Source organism: Paraburkholderia phymatum (assembly GCF_038900715.1).
Lineage (GTDB): Bacteria > Pseudomonadota > Gammaproteobacteria > Burkholderiales > Burkholderiaceae > Paraburkholderia > Paraburkholderia phymatum_A.
Genome location: NZ_JAYMRZ010000035.1, coordinates 42,018 through 58,695 on the forward strand (window position 1 = coordinate 42,018; position 16,678 = coordinate 58,695).

At 61.8% G+C, this 16,678-nt stretch carries 13 protein-coding genes and 2 pseudogenes; 3 read left to right on the forward strand and 12 right to left on the reverse strand.

The features are described from left to right. Positions 1-41 precede the first annotated feature (41 nt). The 12 genes and pseudogenes from VSR68_RS38855 to VSR68_RS38915 all read right to left on the reverse strand — a co-directional run bounded on the left by VSR68_RS38855 (position 42) and on the right by VSR68_RS38915 (position 13,609). Positions 42-716: a hypothetical protein gene (locus VSR68_RS38855; RefSeq protein ID WP_342944823.1), complete on the reverse strand. Its 675-nt coding sequence runs from the start codon at positions 714-716 to the stop codon at positions 42-44. Next, complete coding sequence (locus VSR68_RS38860) at positions 713-3,679, reverse strand: glycine cleavage T C-terminal barrel domain-containing protein (protein ID WP_342944824.1); 2,967 nt, start codon at positions 3,677-3,679, stop codon at positions 713-715. Before VSR68_RS38860 ends, VSR68_RS38855 begins: the two co-directional genes overlap by 4 nt. Then, on the reverse strand, positions 3,680-3,937 hold the full coding sequence (locus tag VSR68_RS38865) for a sarcosine oxidase subunit delta (protein ID WP_342944825.1): 258 nt from the start codon (positions 3,935-3,937) through the stop codon (positions 3,680-3,682). It abuts the gene before it with no gap. Between the two features lie 14 nt (positions 3,938-3,951). Then, entirely contained in the window at positions 3,952-5,118 is a 1,167-nt protein-coding gene (locus VSR68_RS38870; protein ID WP_342944826.1) for an FAD-dependent oxidoreductase, read from the reverse strand. Positions 5,119-5,263: 145 nt separating this feature from the next. Further along, positions 5,264-6,127, reverse strand: coding sequence for a formyltetrahydrofolate deformylase (purU, locus tag VSR68_RS38875; RefSeq protein WP_342944827.1), 864 nt, complete (start codon positions 6,125-6,127; stop codon positions 5,264-5,266). A 383-nt stretch (positions 6,128-6,510) separates the two neighbouring features. After that, positions 6,511-7,155 carry an XRE family transcriptional regulator gene (locus VSR68_RS38880; protein WP_342944828.1) on the reverse strand — a complete coding sequence of 215 codons (645 nt, stop codon included), beginning with the start codon at positions 7,153-7,155 and terminating at the stop codon, positions 6,511-6,513. Positions 7,156-7,309: 154 nt separating this feature from the next. Then, the gene (narL, locus tag VSR68_RS38885) at positions 7,310-7,969 is read right to left on the reverse strand and encodes a two-component system response regulator NarL (protein ID WP_342944829.1); all 660 of its coding nucleotides are present in this window, start codon (positions 7,967-7,969) and stop codon (positions 7,310-7,312) included. A gap of 422 nt (positions 7,970-8,391) precedes the next feature. Beyond that, positions 8,392-8,820 carry a hypothetical protein gene (locus tag VSR68_RS38895; RefSeq protein WP_342944831.1) on the reverse strand — a complete coding sequence of 143 codons (429 nt, stop codon included), beginning with the start codon at positions 8,818-8,820 and terminating at the stop codon, positions 8,392-8,394. Positions 8,821-9,682: 862 nt separating this feature from the next. Then, positions 9,683-10,384 carry a hypothetical protein gene (locus VSR68_RS38900; RefSeq protein WP_342944832.1) on the reverse strand — a complete coding sequence of 234 codons (702 nt, stop codon included), beginning with the start codon at positions 10,382-10,384 and terminating at the stop codon, positions 9,683-9,685. Then, positions 10,371-11,707, reverse strand: a pseudogene (locus tag VSR68_RS38905) (transposase); the annotation flags it as partial. The pseudogene VSR68_RS38905 and the gene VSR68_RS38900, both read right to left, overlap by 14 nt. Positions 11,708-12,330: 623 nt before the next feature. Next, positions 12,331-12,657, reverse strand: coding sequence for an H-NS family nucleoid-associated regulatory protein (locus VSR68_RS38910; protein WP_342944833.1), 327 nt, complete (start codon positions 12,655-12,657; stop codon positions 12,331-12,333). A gap of 190 nt (positions 12,658-12,847) precedes the next feature. Further along, positions 12,848-13,609 carry an H-NS family nucleoid-associated regulatory protein gene (locus tag VSR68_RS38915; protein WP_342944834.1) on the reverse strand — a complete coding sequence of 254 codons (762 nt, stop codon included), beginning with the start codon at positions 13,607-13,609 and terminating at the stop codon, positions 12,848-12,850. 584 nt (positions 13,610-14,193) lie between these two features. On the opposite strand from VSR68_RS38915, the pseudogene VSR68_RS38920 reads away from it, so the two are divergent. From VSR68_RS38920 to VSR68_RS38930, 3 genes and pseudogenes are all read left to right on the forward strand, one after another. Further along, a pseudogene (locus tag VSR68_RS38920) lies at positions 14,194-14,628 on the forward strand (HU family DNA-binding protein). A 510-nt stretch (positions 14,629-15,138) separates the two neighbouring features. After that, the gene (locus VSR68_RS38925) at positions 15,139-16,434 is read left to right on the forward strand and encodes a DUF3422 domain-containing protein (RefSeq protein WP_342944835.1); all 1,296 of its coding nucleotides are present in this window, start codon (positions 15,139-15,141) and stop codon (positions 16,432-16,434) included. A 42-nt stretch (positions 16,435-16,476) separates the two neighbouring features. Then, a complete protein-coding gene (locus VSR68_RS38930) occupies positions 16,477-16,653 on the forward strand; it encodes a hypothetical protein (RefSeq protein WP_342944851.1) in 177 nt (58 codons plus the stop codon). Positions 16,654-16,678 lie beyond the last annotated feature (25 nt).

A 16,678-nucleotide genomic window follows, 5' to 3' on the forward strand; every position in this document is an offset into this window, starting at 1 on the left:
TCGCGCCCGCGCCGACTACTACGGTCTGCTACCTTTGCTTGCTACCGGACGGCCAGATGGTCGATATCCGTGACCGCGGCAAGCCCTACCGGGCCGCCGCCCAGCTCGGCGGCGATGCCCGAGAGGGTTTCCCACAGATACAAGCCATATGTGCCGTCGGCCCATACCCGGTAGTAAGCCCTGCCTGCGCGGGCACCCGGCATGACGGTGACGGCGACACCCGCCATCGAAGTCAGCACGACCGGCCGGGATGCCAGATCGAGCGCGCCGAAATTGACATTGCAGGTTTGCAGCAGCAACTCGTGCGCGGCTTCGCCGCACAGCACGAGCGCAACGTCCTGATGAAGCACGGGATACACATGCACGGGCGTCTCGAGATGCGCCATCCGTGCCGAGCTGCCATGCGTGAGACCGTCTTCGATCAGGTACTCGGAGAGGCCGAGCCGCAACACGACACCGCCGCCTGCAAGCGGTGCCCAGCTATTCGGCTGCTCCGGCACGGGGATGTCCTGCGCCTGCAGCCAGGCCGCCGCGCCCTTGCCCTTGAAGCCGGTTCGGGCGAGATACGACACGTCGGCGATCCCGAGCGCCGCCGCGCGGATGCTGTCGGCAGCATCGACGTGCTCCTCGACGCGCATGTTCTCGCGCACGCTCCCTTGCTGGCCGCTCGCCTTCCGTGCGTCGCAGACCGGGCTCATTCGAAGTGGCGCGTTCATGCTGTCTCCTTCCTCGGCGCGGCAGCCTTTGTCGTTACGGCGTCTTTCTGACGCTCGCTCTCAGGGTCGTAGAACGGTGTCGGCACGACAGTCGCGGGCAGCATGCGGCCATCACTCAAACGGAACGTGATGCGTGTGCCGGGTTCGGCTTGCTCCAGCCGCACGAAGGCAAGGCCGATCGTTTTTTGCAGCGTCGCGCTCCACGCGACGCTCGTGACGCGCCCCGCGATCTCGCCGCGCTCGATCACGAGATGGCACTCGCGCAGACCGGCATTGCGCACGCCGGCATCGAGCGCGAAGCCGACGAGACGCTGTTTGGCCGGCAGCTTGTCGATGATCTGCAGGCTGCGCTTGCCGACGAAGAACGGCTTGTCCATCTTCACGGCCCATTCCATGCCGGCATCGCGCGGTGTCGTCAGGCCGTCGGTGTCCTGGCTGACAATCACGTGTCCCTTCTCGAGCCGCAGCAGACGCTGCGCTTCGACGCCGAATGCACGGATGCCGTGTTCCTTGCCCGCTTCGAGCAGCGCGCGCCAGAGCGCCGCGCCGTACTCGGCGGGAATATGGATTTCGTAGCCCCATTCGCCGACAAAGCCCACTCGCATGAGCCGCGCGGGCGCGCGGTTCTGTCCAAGCTCCACGCCCGTCACGCGCACGCCGAGATACGGAAACGCCGCCGACGACAGATCGAGATCGACGAGCTTGCCGAGCACGGCTCGCGACACGGGGCCCGCCAGGTTCACCGCTGCAAACGCGCCCGTCACGTTGACGATCCCGCAGTCGAGCTGCCAGATCGTATTGAGCCGCGACAACTCGCGATAGATGGCGGCCGCGCCCGACGTCGTGGTCGTGAAGTAGAAGTGGTCGTCGGCGAGACGCGCGACCACGCCGTCGTCGATCACGACACCGGACTCGTCGCACATCACCGCGTAGCGGGTCATGCCAGCCTTCAGCCCCGCATACTTCGACACGTAGACGCGCTCCAGAAATTCGGCGGCCTGCGGTCCGCGCACTTCGATCTTGCCGAGCGTGCCCACGTCGATGATGCCCACGCCGTTGCGCACGGCGAGCGACTCTTCCTCGATGCAGGTCGCGCGATCCTTGCCGGCGACGGCGTAGTACTCCGGCCGCTGCCACACGCCCGCCGGCATCCACACGGCATTGAGCAACTGATGCTGTGCGTGCAGCGGCGTGCGCCGTTCCGGATTGAAGCCGCGCCCCGCGAGATGCGACATCGGCACGGGATGGAAGAACGGACGCGCCGTCGTCGTGCCGACCTCTTGCGGTTTCTTGCCCGTCAACCGCGCGAGGATGCGCAGGCCATTCATGTTCGAATGCTTGCCCTGGCTCGGTCCCATGCCGTTGGTCGAGAAGCGCTTCAATAGTTCGATGTTGTCGAAGCCTTCCTGCACCGCGTTTTCGAAGTCCTTGAGTTGCAGGTCTTCGTCGAAGTCGACGAAGTTCTTGCCCGACGTATGGCCGACGATCGGCCACGGATGCGACGGCGACTCCCGTTCGGCGAGACGCGGCTGCGCAGCGGCACCTGCTGTATCGTCGCCGAAGCCGCAGTGCGTGGCCGCCTGCATGCCCGCGCGCGCGCCGTCGCGCAGCTTGCTGTCGAGCGTGTACACGCCGTTCACCCGGCCGCATGCGAACACGCCTGGCGGCAATTGCTCGGGCACGAACTGCTCGACGGCATGATCGAACTGCATCTTCGTGCCCGCCTGGTACAGCAGATTCGCGGCAGGCGCCCAGCCGACGCTCATCAGCAGCGTGTCGCAGTCAATCAGGCGCGTCGTCGCCGTCGAATAGCGCAAGCCGCCTTGCGTCGAGAACGCACCGACGCGCACGCCCGTCAGGCGCCCACCCGATTTGTCCGCCACCGCCTCGACGACACAGCTCGACGCGATCACATCGACGCCCTTCGCGCGGAGCGCGCGCTCGAGGTCCTTGCTCAGATGCGATGCACGCAGGTCCACGACGGCAACCACTTCGATGCCCCGTGCGAGCATGTCGAGCGCCGCGCGGTAGCCGTCCGCGTTCGCCGCCAGCACCACCGCCCGCTTGCCCGGCGCGACCGAGTAACGATAGGCGAGCCGCTGCGCCGCCGAAGCCAGCATCACGCCGGGCACGTCGTTGTTGCGAAACACGGCGGGCTGCTCGAACGCGCCGCTCGCGACGACCACCGCCTTTGCGCGCATCTTCGTGATGCGTGTCGCCTCCACGAGCGGCACCCAGAGGTCAGCGTAATAGGCTGCCGCGAGCGTGCCCGTCATCACGCGAATGCGCGGATGGCCGAGCACGGTGCTCTCCAGTTCACGGATCGCGTCGAAGCGCCTCTCGTCGCCGCCCAGTTGATAGCCGCCGCTGCCGCCGATGCGCGCGTTCTCGTCGACGATGACGACATCCGCGCCTGACTCCGCCGCCGCCAGCGCCGCCGACAGACCCGATGGCCCCGCGCCGATCACGAGCACGTCGCAAAAGCCATAACGCTTCGGCGTGCGGATATGCGGCGCATCGAAGTCGACTGTGCCGAGGCCCGTCATCGTGCGGAACATGCGTTCCCAGCGCGGGAACCAGCGCTTGCTATAAAAAGCCTTGTAGTAGAAGCCGACGGGCAGAAACGCAGCGAGCTTGCCGACGATCCGGGCGCGATCCGCTTCCACGCCGCCGAACGTATTGACGGAATGCCAGTTGCCGCCCTGCGTCAGTGCCGTCACGTCGGCGCGCACGTTCAGCCGCGCGCCGTCCTGAAGCATCACGTTGACATCGTGATTGGCGAGCGATAGCACGCCGCGCGGCCGGTGATACTTGAAGCTGCGGCCGAGCACGCGCACGCCCGAAGCCCACAATGCGCTCGTGATTGAGTCGCCGGCGAGGCCGTTGTAGTGCTTGCCTTCGTAAGAGAAATCGACGCGCGTATTGCGCTCGATCCATTCGCCGCGGTGGGGAGTCAGACGCATTCAAGCCTCCTCGCCGGCAAGCCACGTGCGCAGCACGAGATCTTTCGCGGTATCGCGCTCGGCGATGAACCATGTGTTGCTCGGCGTGTGGCACCACCATTCGCGCTTCACGCCCGCCGCGCCGTTGCGGCAGAACACATAGTCGGCCCATTGCGCGTCGCTCGCTTCGATCGGGTCGGGCATCGGGCGAATCTCACCCCAGTACGCGAATTCCGACACCGGGCGCGCGCCATTCACCGGACAGGTCATGATCTTCATCGTCATTCTCCAGGTCAGTGGCCAACGGAGGCCGCACCCTTTTCGCCCGTGAGCGAGAAGCGGCGGAACCGGTCGAGCGAGAAGCCCTCGATCAGCGGATGGGCAGCGTCGTTCACCACTGTGTGAGACATCGTCTTGCCGCACACGGGCGTGGCCTTGAAGCCCCAGGTGCCCCAGCCCGCATCCAGATAGAAGCCTTCGACGGGCGTCTTGCCCATGATTGGCGCGAAGTCGGGCGTCATGTCGGCCATACCGGCCCATTGACGCATCACCTTCGCCTGCGACAGGAACGGAAACATTTCGAGCATGTGCGCGGTGAGCCCTTCGACGAAGTCGAGCGTGGAGCGCGTCGAGTGCAACTCGTACGGATCGAGCGAAGCGCCCATCACGAGTTCGCCCCGCGCCGACTGGCTGATGTAGACATGCAGGCTGCCCGACACGAGGATGGGATCGAGCCACGGCTTGAGCGGCTCGCTCACCATCGCCTGAAGCGGATGGATGAAGATGGGAGTGCGCACACCGACCATGTCCGTCACGCGCGGCGTCGATCCGGCCACCGCACACAGCACCTTGTTCGTCGAGATATAGCCGCGCGAGGTCTTCACGCCCTTGACCTTGCCGCCCACCACGTCGATGCCGAGCACTTCCGTCTGCTGATGGATCTCGACGCCGCGCTGGTCCGCGCCGCGCCCGTAACCCCAGGCGACGGCATCGTGCCGCGCGACGGCGCCCGGTGCGTGATACAGCGCGCCCATGATCGGCGCGACGCCGCCGCACGAGATATCGATCATCGGCGCCGCCTTCTTCACTTCGTTCGGGCCGACGACTTCGGAGTCCACGCCGTAGTGCTTGTTGACCTCGGCACGCCAGCGCATCGTGCGCATCGCCGAATCGGTATGGGCCAGCGTGTAGTGGCCGCGCGTCGAATAGAACAGGTTGAGGTCGAAGTCCTGTGACAGGTCTTGCCACAGCTTCACCGACTCGTCGTAGAACTTCACGCCTTCGGGCGTCAGATAGTTCGAGCGGATGATTGTGGTGTTACGCCCGGTATTACCTCCTCCGATATACCCCTTCTCCAGCACGGCCACATTCGTGATGCCGTGTTCCTTCGCGAGATAGTAGGCCGACGCGAGACCGTGACCTCCCGCGCCGATGATCACAACGTCATAGGAACGACGCAAAGTGTCGTGTCTCGTGAACATCCTCGGTTCGGGATGTTTCTTCGAGAGAGCGAAGCGGACGAGACGCCATGGCATAAAACGCTCCTTTGTGCTGCCCCGCTGGGGGCGGCTCTACGACCTGTTCGATGGGGAATCGGCCACGTGCCTAGCGCAGCACGATGGTCTTGTTGCCGTGGATCAGCACGCGATCCTCGATGTGATAACGCAAGCCTCGCGCCAATACGGCCTTCTCGATGTCCCGGCCAAGACGCACGAGATCATCCGGCCGGTCCGAGTGACGCACGCGAATGACGTCCTGCTCGATGATCGGCCCCTGGTCGAGTTCTTCCGTCACGTAGTGGCAGGTGGCGCCCGTCAGCTTGACGCCGCGTCCGAATGCCTGGTGATAAGGCTTCGCGCCGACGAAGCTCGGCAGGAACGAATGGTGGATGTTGATGATTTGCCCCGGATACGCGGCGCACAGCTTCGGCGACAGAACCTGCATGTAGCGCGCGAGCACCATCGTGTCGGCGCGCGCATCCTCGTACAGGCGCTGCACCTGGTCATAGGCCTGCGCCTTGTTGTCGGGCGTGACGGGCACGTGATGGAACGGAATGCCGTGCCATTCGACGAAGCTGCGCCATGTCTCGTGATTCGAGATCACGCACGGAATCTCGATGTCCAGCTCACCCGCTTTCCAGCGCGCAAGCAGATCGTAGAGACAGTGCTCCAGCTTCGACACGAGTATCACGACCCGCTTTTTGACGGAGTTGTCGGAGATCTTCCAGTCCATCGCGAACTCTCTGGCGATGTGGGCGAAGCGCTCGCGAAACCCATCGACACCGAATGGCAGTGAATCCGCGGTGATCTCGTGGCGCATGAAGAAGCGCTTCTCGATTTCGTCCGCGTGATGGGTGGCCTCGATGATCCATGCGTGATGCTCGGCAAGGAACGTGCTTACAGCAGACACGATCCCGATGCGATCGGGGCAGGAAAGGGTAAGCGTGAAACGGTGCGTATTTGAGGACATGGTGTGGGTCGATTCGAGGAGGAATCATTGAGCACAACAGTAGCCAGGCGATATTCGCGTGTCAATGACAATCAACTTTTTTTCCTGTCAGGAAACCACGTACATCTTCTGTATTGGCTCTCTACCCACCCGGGAGTATCGCCGTGCGCATATCACTCAAGCGCGCGCGAGATGGACGTGTGGCCGCCCGCCCTGAATACATCTGCATTCCAAACTAAGCTGCACTGGAAAGATGGGGAGGACGCGCAGCCATCCGTCCTGATGAGACGGCTACAAGGCGTGCGTGTGGTGGAAGGAGGAACGTGCAGGAAGGAAATGCAAGCGGGCGCACGTCTCGATGCGCGCGCAGCGATCGCCTCGTCTGTCAGACGGGCGAGGATCGATCAGGTGTCCAGTTCCGGGGACTGGCCATACATGATCACAGTGATGAACTTGATGGGCAGCTTGATCAGACGCTCGGGGCCATGCGCGACGGAGCCGCGAAAGGTCAGCGCATCGCCGGGCTGCAGCAGATAGCTGCGATTGCCATGGCGATATTCCATCTTGCCTTGCAGCATGTAGATGAACTCCGTGCCGGGATGCTCGAAGGTCGGAAACACTTCGGCCTCGTCGTCCATCGTGATGAGGAACGGCTCGAACAGCTTGACGGGGCCTTGATCGTAGGCGAGCAGATGGTACGTATGCCCCTTCGTGGTCCCGCGACGCACCACCTCCATGCCCTTGCCGGCCTTCACATGCTGCGCGTTGCCCTCGCGATGCTCGAAGTTCTTGAACAGCGCTGAGATCGAAATGCCCAGTGCGCGCGCAAGGCTCACGATGGAATCGAGACTAGTCGACACCTGCCCGTTCTCGATCTTCGACACCATGCTTCGCGACAGGCCGCTTTGCTCCGCCAGGTCGGCGATCGTCAGCCCCTGATTCGTACGGTACTCTTTGACAACCTTGCCCAGGAATGACTCGATCGACCTTCCATCGCCCGGATCGTCGAGTTGACTGGTGGTGAGATCGGCATTTGTCTCGCTCTTCATCGCTTGGCTCTACACGTGGCTATCTGACTAGGGCTATCCGACTATCGGCAATCGGAGATGCGGCACGGCCCTTTCCGGGCGTCCGCAGTGCGAATAGTACCAGTGGCCGGCGACGATGAGGACAAGCCGAGCGAATGCAGTCAATGCGGCGAGTTCATGCCCGTGGCGTATTGCGGCGCGCCAGGTGCTCGTGATGCCACACCACGGCTTCAACCCTGGAATGCAGGTCGAGTTTGTGCAGCAGATGCTTGACGTGCACCTTGACAGTACCGACGCTGATATCGAGCTTGCGGGCAATTTCCTTGTTGCACAGTCCTTCGACGAGATAGTCGAGCACCTCCTGCTCGCGCGCGGAAAGGCCCGTCTCATTGGCAGGCAAAGGTTGCCCCGAGGACAGCGCGTGAAACAGCTTGCCCGTGACAGCCTCGCTGAGCACCGCCGTTCCTTGCAGCGCTTTCTGCAAGTTCAGGCATAGCTCTTCCGGTTCCATGTCCTTGAGCAGATAGCCGCTCGCCCCCGCGCGCAGCGCAGCCACGACGTCGCGTTCGTTGTCCGAGACCGTCAACATGAGAAAGCGCGCATCGACGCCGCGTTGCCTCATCATCTCGAGCGTTTCGATTCCACTCATTTCCGGCATGTTGAGGTCGATCAGGATCACGTCCGGCTTGAGCTGCACCGCGAGGTCGACGCCCACGCGGCCCGAGGACGCTTCGCCGACCACACGAAATGCCGGGTTCATCTGAATGAGTTGCGCGACACCTTTGCGAAATAGCGCATGATCGTCGATCAGCAGTACGGTATTGACAGGCTCCACGTCCCATTCCTCATACCTGAATTGGCACAAGCGCCGCACACGATTTTGCCGCGCTTCCCGACACTTTCATCATAGGTCAAACCCGATGGTGCCACGCGTCAAGCGGCTTGCGGGCAAGTCATCGCCGGGCGCTCGCGCCGGGGCGGGAAGACACGCCACGAGCCGTCGTCATGCCGGAAGAAAACGATCGCCACGGAACATGCCGGCTGCGCGACCTCGACGCAGACATAGCGCCTGTTGCCGTCTCGCGTGCGACTGAACCGGGTCACGCGAACGGGTGTTGTCGACGTCGGCGCGAGCCATTTCTCGACGAGGTCGCGTAAAGAGTGCTGGTAAGTATTCACGATCTCCGCCCTATCGCCCGTTGATGATTGCCGGTTCGTTCATGCCATTGCAGCCGACGCAGCCGACCCATGCGGCGATCACGCCGCCGCCTTCAGCAGGCAGGCCGACAGGCCGAACTGGCGCGCGATCGACTGAAGCCGCTCGCACCATTCCCATTTCCCGAATACGTCGTGCACGTTCTGGAGACAACTCAACAATTCGATCGTCGCCGGATCGTAGACGTTGATATGCGCGCGAAGCAGCGCCTTCCTGAGCGCCGCGACACCGACGTCCATGTACGCGGGTATCGCGTCCAGTGATTCTTTCCCGACATAGCGGACGGGCACCCCTTCCATTGCAGTCATGTAATCGCGAGCCTTGATGAAGCTGCCGACGGGACACCCTCCGCAATAACCGCGATATGCACCGCCGCCGTGTGGCAGCAGCACCGCGCGGCCTTGGCAGAAGAGATGCTCCACTGCCCGGTCGAAAATCTGCTGATGGGTCAGAAACTTACGGCTTTCCATGATGCTGCTCCGCTGCGAGGTTCCGGTAATTCGTGTCTGTAGTATGCCCCGTCAACAGCGCGTTGCAATCTGCCAGAGGGGGCTCCCTCTCTGGGGGTAGTCGAAGCGATCGAGGGGAAGCCTGGACAGCTTATGCGTCGTCGTCAGCAGGAATGGCTGCCCCTATGGCGAGATAGTCCGGGGATAGATGATTGCGATCACGCCGGGTTCTACCTACCTGGTGGTATCTCCACAAGGGAGTTGTCATAGGCTTGCCCAAAACTGACACTGTGGACCGATGGAAGTCGTTTTGCTGTTCCCAGCGGAAGTCTCAGCGCCCGTGTTTCCGCGCTTCTTCGATCACGATGCCGTTCCAATGAAACGATCTGACACGCGAAGTCTAATCAATGATGTCGGGACGGCGTGCGACGCAATGGCCGCGCTGGCGTTATACGACCATAGCATCCAATGCGGTCATAGAAGGATCGCTCTGCTCCGGTACATGGACGCCAGAGACCTCGCTGCACCGCTTACGGAACGGCACCACATTTACGCGCAAGCTGTTGCCGAGTCCCTGGGCGTGAGCGCAATGGAATCTATCGCAAGGCAGGCTGTTGTACGGAGCAGGCAGCGCCGGATCGAAGCGGCAAAACGCAATGGGTTTCAACGAAACACTCAAACACTTGAAACTGCTCCAGCGGCATCGAACATGGACTGACACCGTGGCCCGCCACGTTCACATCGAATGTCGGCGAATCTCCGGGCGCTGCGGCTTCATGGGAATCCAAGGGTCATCGTCATCTGCCGTTGGAGATGGGCTGTCTCCGCAACGGTCGGTCAGGGTGGCGATGTTTGCGGCCTCGACTTGTTCAGGAAGTCGAGGTCATTTTTTTGCGGGCGTTGCCGAGTGCTTGACGAGCGCTTTGGCTTCGGTGCTGCTCGAATCGATTGATAGCGCGTTGCTGGCATTCTGCCAAACGCACTGCCGACGTTCGGGTTCGACGCAACTGCGCGCCGCCGTCAGTGCCGCATCACGAGCCCTTTCGCGCGAGATCAGATCCACCTTCAGCAGGAGTGCCTCGCGATTGTCCGGCTGCAGCGAAAGCGCCCAATAGACTCCTGATCGCGCCGTATGCAGGTCGTTTTTCTGAAGACCGCCGTGTGCTCGCGCAAGTGCAAGCGACCTCAGCCTGAGTTGTTCGCCTTCATGTCCCTTGTCACTCGACGTCGAGTTCTGTGATGGCATCTCCCTGTTCTGCGAACTATATGACGACGCCTCAGACAGTCGCGGCACCACTGTGGAAGCCGTCGCAGCGAGCGTCGCCGATGAACCGTCAATCGCGGGCGGGACGTCGGCTGTGATTGTCCGGCTTTGCTCCGTCGGGTGCGGATGACTTGTGTCATTCGACGTCACGATGCCTTGCACGGTGCTCGATTTCGCCCGCTGTTCGCGCGTGCCAGCATGGCTAATTTCGCCCAACCCCCGAAAACCGAAAATCTCCTTTAGCCCCTCACGGACAAGGCTTCCCGGGCCAGATAAATGGCGGAACTGGCGTCCTGAAAGTCGGGTGTCAGCCTTCCTCATCCTCCTCTTCGGCTGCCGCCTGCAGCATGCGGGCCCAGTACTCGGGGTCGGTGTAAAACGAGGCGAGCGCGTCGATGTCGACTGGCGCGGTCGCGGCGCCGAAATCCATCGCGCCGAACAGGTTGACGTGTCGCCAGGCGACTGGCGACATGCCTGCGATGAATGCCATCGCGGCCCTGTCTTCCGCGGCCCGCTTGTGCTCGTGGACGCGTGAGAGCAAGGCCGTGTTGTAGTGAATGATGGCGTTCGCGATCAGGCGGGCGCACTCGTTCCACAATTGCTGCTCGGCCTCGGTATGCACGCGCAGCTTGCCGCCGTTGACAAAGGCGACCGCGCGGCGCAGCCGGTGGTACGCCTCGCCACGGTTCAGGGCCCTCTGCACTGATTGGCGCAGATCGACATCGTTGATGAAGCCGAGGATGTGGCGCGTACGGCAGAGGTTGTCGAGTTCCCAGAGCGCCTTTTTCGTCTGGTTTGGCGCTTGTAGCTCGAGAGCTTGGGTACGATGGTGGCCTGCGAGACCTGCTTCTGCCCGAGCGAGGCCATGATGCGCTGCACGGCGGGCCATTCGCGGATGATCAGTTCGTCATTGGATTTACGCGAGGGTTTGACGAGCCACTTGCCATAGTGGCCCGGGGCGTGACGGCCAACGAGGCCGCCGAGTTTCTTATGGAAGTCGCGATAGCGCGGCGCGAACTGATAGCCGAAGGCATACAGGGTCCAGTAGTTCACCTGGTTGGTGCCGTGCGTGTCGGTGGAATGCAGCTGCGGGCGGATGTCGGAGGTGTTGTTGTAGAGCAGATCGAACACGTAATGGCTCTCGTGTTCGTGAGCGCCGAAGACGGTCAGGTTGAACGGTACATGGTTGGCGACGGCGGTGTTGGCGCTGATGCCTTTGCCGAGGCCGAAGTATCTGGGTGAATGGCGTGCCTGGAAGGTGTCGAACTGGGTCTCGAAGCGCTGACCATCGCTGCTTGAATGGATCTGGTCGCCGATGTTGAAAAGGTGGAAAGCGGGCAGCGCGGCGGTCGCGTTGCTGATCGCATCGTTGGCCGCATGGGCAGTTTCGATTCTAAGATAATTGCGTGCGCAACTCAACAGCGCGGCGTAACTGAGGCCCGAGACTTCGGCCATTTTGCGCAGCCCCATATTGGTGCCCATCGCGATGATGCAGGCGAGGAGCTCCCGTGGATCGGCCTCGTGTTTGACGTACCGGTCGAGCACATGCGTGAATACCTTGAGAAAGCCGGTGCGACCGGCAACGAACCAGAGCAGCCGCGCGATGTCGATGCGGGGGATCTGGCCGTAGAAGGCGTGATTGACGTCTGGACGGCCTTTGCTGTGTGTCGCGACAGCACGACCGCGAAGTTGCCGTCATGCTCTTCGGCGATCGTGTTGACCCGAAGGACATCAGACAGGTCGAAGGGCCTGCAAGCCTGACAGGCGACGTAAGAATCTATGTCACGATCGTTGACCTCGCATTTGAGCTCGGTGTCAGTCTCGTGTGACGGGCACGGTTCCGCGGCATTTCACAAAGCCTTGTTCGCCTCGTCGCGCGCTGCCATCGCTAGCGCCTCGCGAATCGCCGACAAGCTGGCAGCCGGTTACACCGCCAACGCAACACTTCTGATGAAGCAGAACGTCCTGCTACGGGAGACGAGCTGGCCTGTTCTTGTGACGTACCAGCGTGGATAAACTGTCCCGTGCTCGACGACAACATCGAGGCTTGCGAAAAGGTTGCTTCGGCATCACTGCTACTCCGCACACATTTGACCATAAACCCCTGCCTGGCAACCGCGATGAAGCAGCGGCTGAAGCCCGCGGTTCACCTGCGTCTGCCACTTGGGTAACACGAGCGCGCGGCCCTCGGGCAACGCAACCCTTGTCAAGGACGCTTCTGCGCCCTTCTGCCGCCAGATCCTCCTGAAAGAGACGACCGGCCTGGATTACGCGAAAAGGTCGAGCTGGCGCTGGTCACCTATCTGCTCAGAGACGGTCGAGCTTTCGACCAGGGCTGGCTCGTGTGCTCTTGTTTCGATCCGGAAGAAGGCCGGATTGACGCCGACGTTCTGCGCGGCGCGCAGCCAGGCTGGCACGTCGCCGAGGCCGTTCCACTCGTTACCGCGCGCGTCGCGATACAGCGGTGGATGGTCTTTATCGTGCTGAAGCGATTCGGCGAGCGCTTCCGGCGTGATGCCGAATTCTTCCATCCGGCGGCGGATCCAGACGATCAGCCGGTCGCGGGCTTCGCCATCAGCGATTTTTCCCTTCATGGACAAGCATTTCTCGTAGTTGTCGTGCCGTGCAGTATACCGGCGGCTCGAAAACGGAAAGGCCTGCGGGGGCGGCTTGAAGCCATATCGAGGCAGATATGGGCTGCGTCGCAGAAGTCGTTACGCGAAACCCGAACTGTTCGAGCAGGACGGAAACGTCCTGCTCATACCGAACATCCTGCTGCGGAAATCAGGCCGAGACCGCCTCCGAAGCCATATCGCTGGTCAGCGCAACCCTTTCCGGATTGCGCGGTGCCTTTTTCGCCGGCGCTTTCTTCGTCGCAGGTTTCTTCGCCACGGCTTTTTTGACTGCGGCCTTCTTCGCCGGCGCAGATTGAGTTACTGCCTTGCCCTTCTTTGCGGTGACCTTCTTTCCTGCAACTTTCCTGGTCGCGGCTTTCTTCACCGCTGCCTTCGTGGCCGGAGCAGATTTCGAGGTCGGGAGTCCGTCTTCCGCGCCAGCAATCAGAAACGTCGAACGATCCTTGGCGCCAGCCAGCCATGCGGGTGCCCGACCGCGGCCACTCCAGGTCGCGCCACTCCCGGGATCCCGATATTTCGGGGCCTGGGGTCCCCGCACGTAGTTGCCGGGTTTTGCCGTCCACCGGGCGACAGGAGCCAGTTGTGCGGCGCTGTCGTCAATCAGAAACCTGGTACGGTCGCTGGCGCTCGCAATCCAAGCTGGAGCGCGCCCGTGTCCCGACCAGGTGGCGCCCGTCTTCGGATCGCGATACCTCGCCGCAGCTGCAGGTTTGGCGGTCGCCGCGACGCCCGGCTTGCGACCACGTTTCTTGCCGCCGACGTGCGCATCGATGTCCGCGATCGTCAGGTCATACTTCTCCATCAGGTCACGAATCCTGGCGATGGCGGTCGACGACTGGCGCTTGATGAGCGCATCGGCTTGCGCTTGAAGCTTTGTTATTTGTACCTGTACTTTTTCGAGCGTGGCCATTTTGTTCCCCTGACTTAGCGATGGCCGCACTATGCCACACAGCATTGAGCAAACGCTAGTGTCCATTGCCAGCCGGCGGGCGCGCTCGCCGCCGGCCTGCTCGCCCGTTCGACTGAAAGACACCTTCACTTGCTCAAGATCGCGACATATCGTGCAGCCTGTGATTCGGCGTTTGTCACTTCAACGCGTCTTCTTCCATTCCACTTCGCACGATGCAGCGCTGCGTCAGCGCAACTTGTGGAGTCGCGCAGCGGAAAACCGCATTCGTCGGAACCCGCATTGGAGGTCCACCGAGGCCTCAGCGTTGTAAGCATATCGGCTCGCCCCGATCAGATCCCGGGAGATCAGAACCGGGCGGCCCCTGGGTATCCTCACCTTTTCCTGATCTGATAGTACAGGAAAACGGGCAAATGCCGCATGCCTTTGAATTGCCCGTGCCATGTGTGTTGCAGAAAAATCATTTGAGAGCATGTTTTAAGGCATTTTCTTGACACGTCGATCGTGGGGCGTCATAGAATGGCTTTGCCTGCTTCATAAACAGAATAGCCGGCGCCTCCTAATCCGAAAGTGAGTCCCCTACGACCATGGCAAAGACTGCAACGAAGGCTGCACCGAAAGTCGCCGCAAAAGGCAAGGCCGCTGCACCCGCTACCAGGGGGAGCGCGAAGGCTGCAAAGGGTACTGAGAAAAAGCTCGTCGCCGGCGCGCCCGTGAAGGAGTAATTCACCAAGGCGTCGCTGGCCGCGCACGTTGCACAGGCCGCTAATGTTGAGCCGAAGGCTGCAAAGGCGGTGCTCGCCGCGCTGGAAGACACGATGCTCGGCTCGATCCACAAGAAGGGCGCTGGCGAATTTACGCTGTCGGGTCTTCTGAAGATCAGCGTTCAGCAGGTACCGGCGAAGAAGCGCCGTTTCGGCAAGGATCCCTTTACACGCGAGGAGCGCTGGTTCGACGCCAAGCCGGCAACGGTTCGCATCAAGGCACGCGCGTTGAAGAAACTGAAGGACGCAGCGGCTTAAGTAGCGTCGTACTGGCTGCCTGGTGCGCGGCATCATCCGGGCGGGCCCCGGACAGGTGCCCGCTCGCCGGGTTTCACACCTTTTGCCACTTACACGACAGGTGTGCCTCTTCCGCTATTCAACTTCCGTTCTCGCTGCCAGATGCACCCGAGCAAATCATAACCCTCGGGTAAGGCCTCTCAACAGCAGCTCCCTCTGGAGACCTGCACCGAAAGCGGTTTGCACGCCTGGAGGCCCGGCACACAACCGCTTCGACGTCTGTCAAAGCACGCCAGCGAGATCTATACCAATTCAAGTCATCCAGGTCCGTCGCGAAGGTCGTCCACAATTCCAGACACGGCATCCTCGTGATCCTTCGCAGCCGTGCCGTCCTCATGCCATCAGAAAACCTGAAGACGGCGATCAAAACTATGAGATTTCATAGTCGGCACGCTTCTGCCATAGTTTCTGCATGCAGGTATGTTGCAGCATCGATGGCTGCGTGAATAGCAACCCGTGAAAACATCAACCATGGACCATCCATTGCGCGCCATGCTGGCTGCGGAATTGCATGCTCGCCCGTTCCTGAAGCTGGCCGAGTCTGTCGCCCTCACGCACTACGCGATTTATGCCGAACACAATCCATCGATACACGGGACGCTGCTACACGCATTGTGCCGGGACACGGGCATACCGATGCCCGCGGAAGGCGCCACCCATTATTCGGTGCAATCGCCGTGCGGATGGCATCTGAAGTGGGAGCGTCATACCGAATTCTCCACGTTCACGTTCGTCATCCCGCGCAACGACAGCGACTATTTCAACGACAGTGCAATCCAGGGCATTCCCGCCGGCTGGTTCACGCAACTCGCCGGAAGCCGGTTCGTCGCGTCCCGCATGGAACTGTTGACGGGAGACAGCGCACGCGCGGCGCGCGATTCGTTGCGTCAATGGATCGACGGGCCGATTCTCGTCGGCAGCAACGTGCTTGGCGGCGGCCAGGTGTTCTGCGACTGGAACGTGAGGCAGGACGGCTTCATGCGCTTTCTCGTTATCGACGAGGGCTTTCGCGAAGAACAGGGTGGACGGCTGCTGCAGCGGCTCTATGAAATCGAGACGTACCGGATGATGGCACTGCTGGCGTTGCCGATCGCGCGTCGGATGAGCCGCGATCTGGACGAGATCCATGCGTCGCTTCAGTCGCTGATGCAGAGCATGGATGCGCAAGGCGCCGATGGTGACGACTCGCAGCTCCTCGTCAAGCTCACGCACCTCGCGGTTCGCGTCGAATCACTATCCGGGTCAGGCGGACGCTTTAGCGCGTCGCGAGCCTACGAAAGACTGGTGCTGGCGCGTATTCAGGAACTGCGCGAAGAACGCATCGAAGGCATGCCGACGATCCAGGAATTCATGGAACGGCGGTTTGCACCCGCGATGGAAACATGCCGCAGTGTCTGGGCGCGCCATGAACAGATCGCCGCCCGTATCGCGCGCGCCGTCGATCTGCTGCGCACGCGCGTCAATCTCGCGCAGGAAAAGGACGTCACCCGCCTGCTCGCCGGCATGGAGCGCACGGCACGCAACCAGCTGCACTTGCAGCATGCTGTCGAAGGGCTGTCCGTGGCCGCGATCTCGTACTACGTGCTTTCGTTGGCGGCCGCGGCGTTCAAGGCGTTGCATGTGCTGAATCTTCCCATCGAGCCCGAGCTGGCCGAAGGCCTCGCGATAGGGCCCGTCGTGCTGGCCGTGATCGCGATCACACGGCGGACCCGCAGCCGGTTATTGAAGCGCAATGCGAGCGATGAAGCACAGGTCGTCGTCCTGTGAATCATTTGATTTGAAACCACAAACCCTCGAGCAGGAACATCGATGACTCATCCGGAAAACAGCCACGCGCAGGAACGCATGAATCGGGATGCGAAGACAGCGAACGAAGCATATACGCCGTCGTATCTTTCGGTATTGCGGGAGCCGACCGCCTCGCTGGCCGGTAACCCGAACGATCGGCCCGATGTCGCGATGGCTGCAATTCTGGGCTACAACTGACAGCAAGTTCACCTGTCGCCGCGTG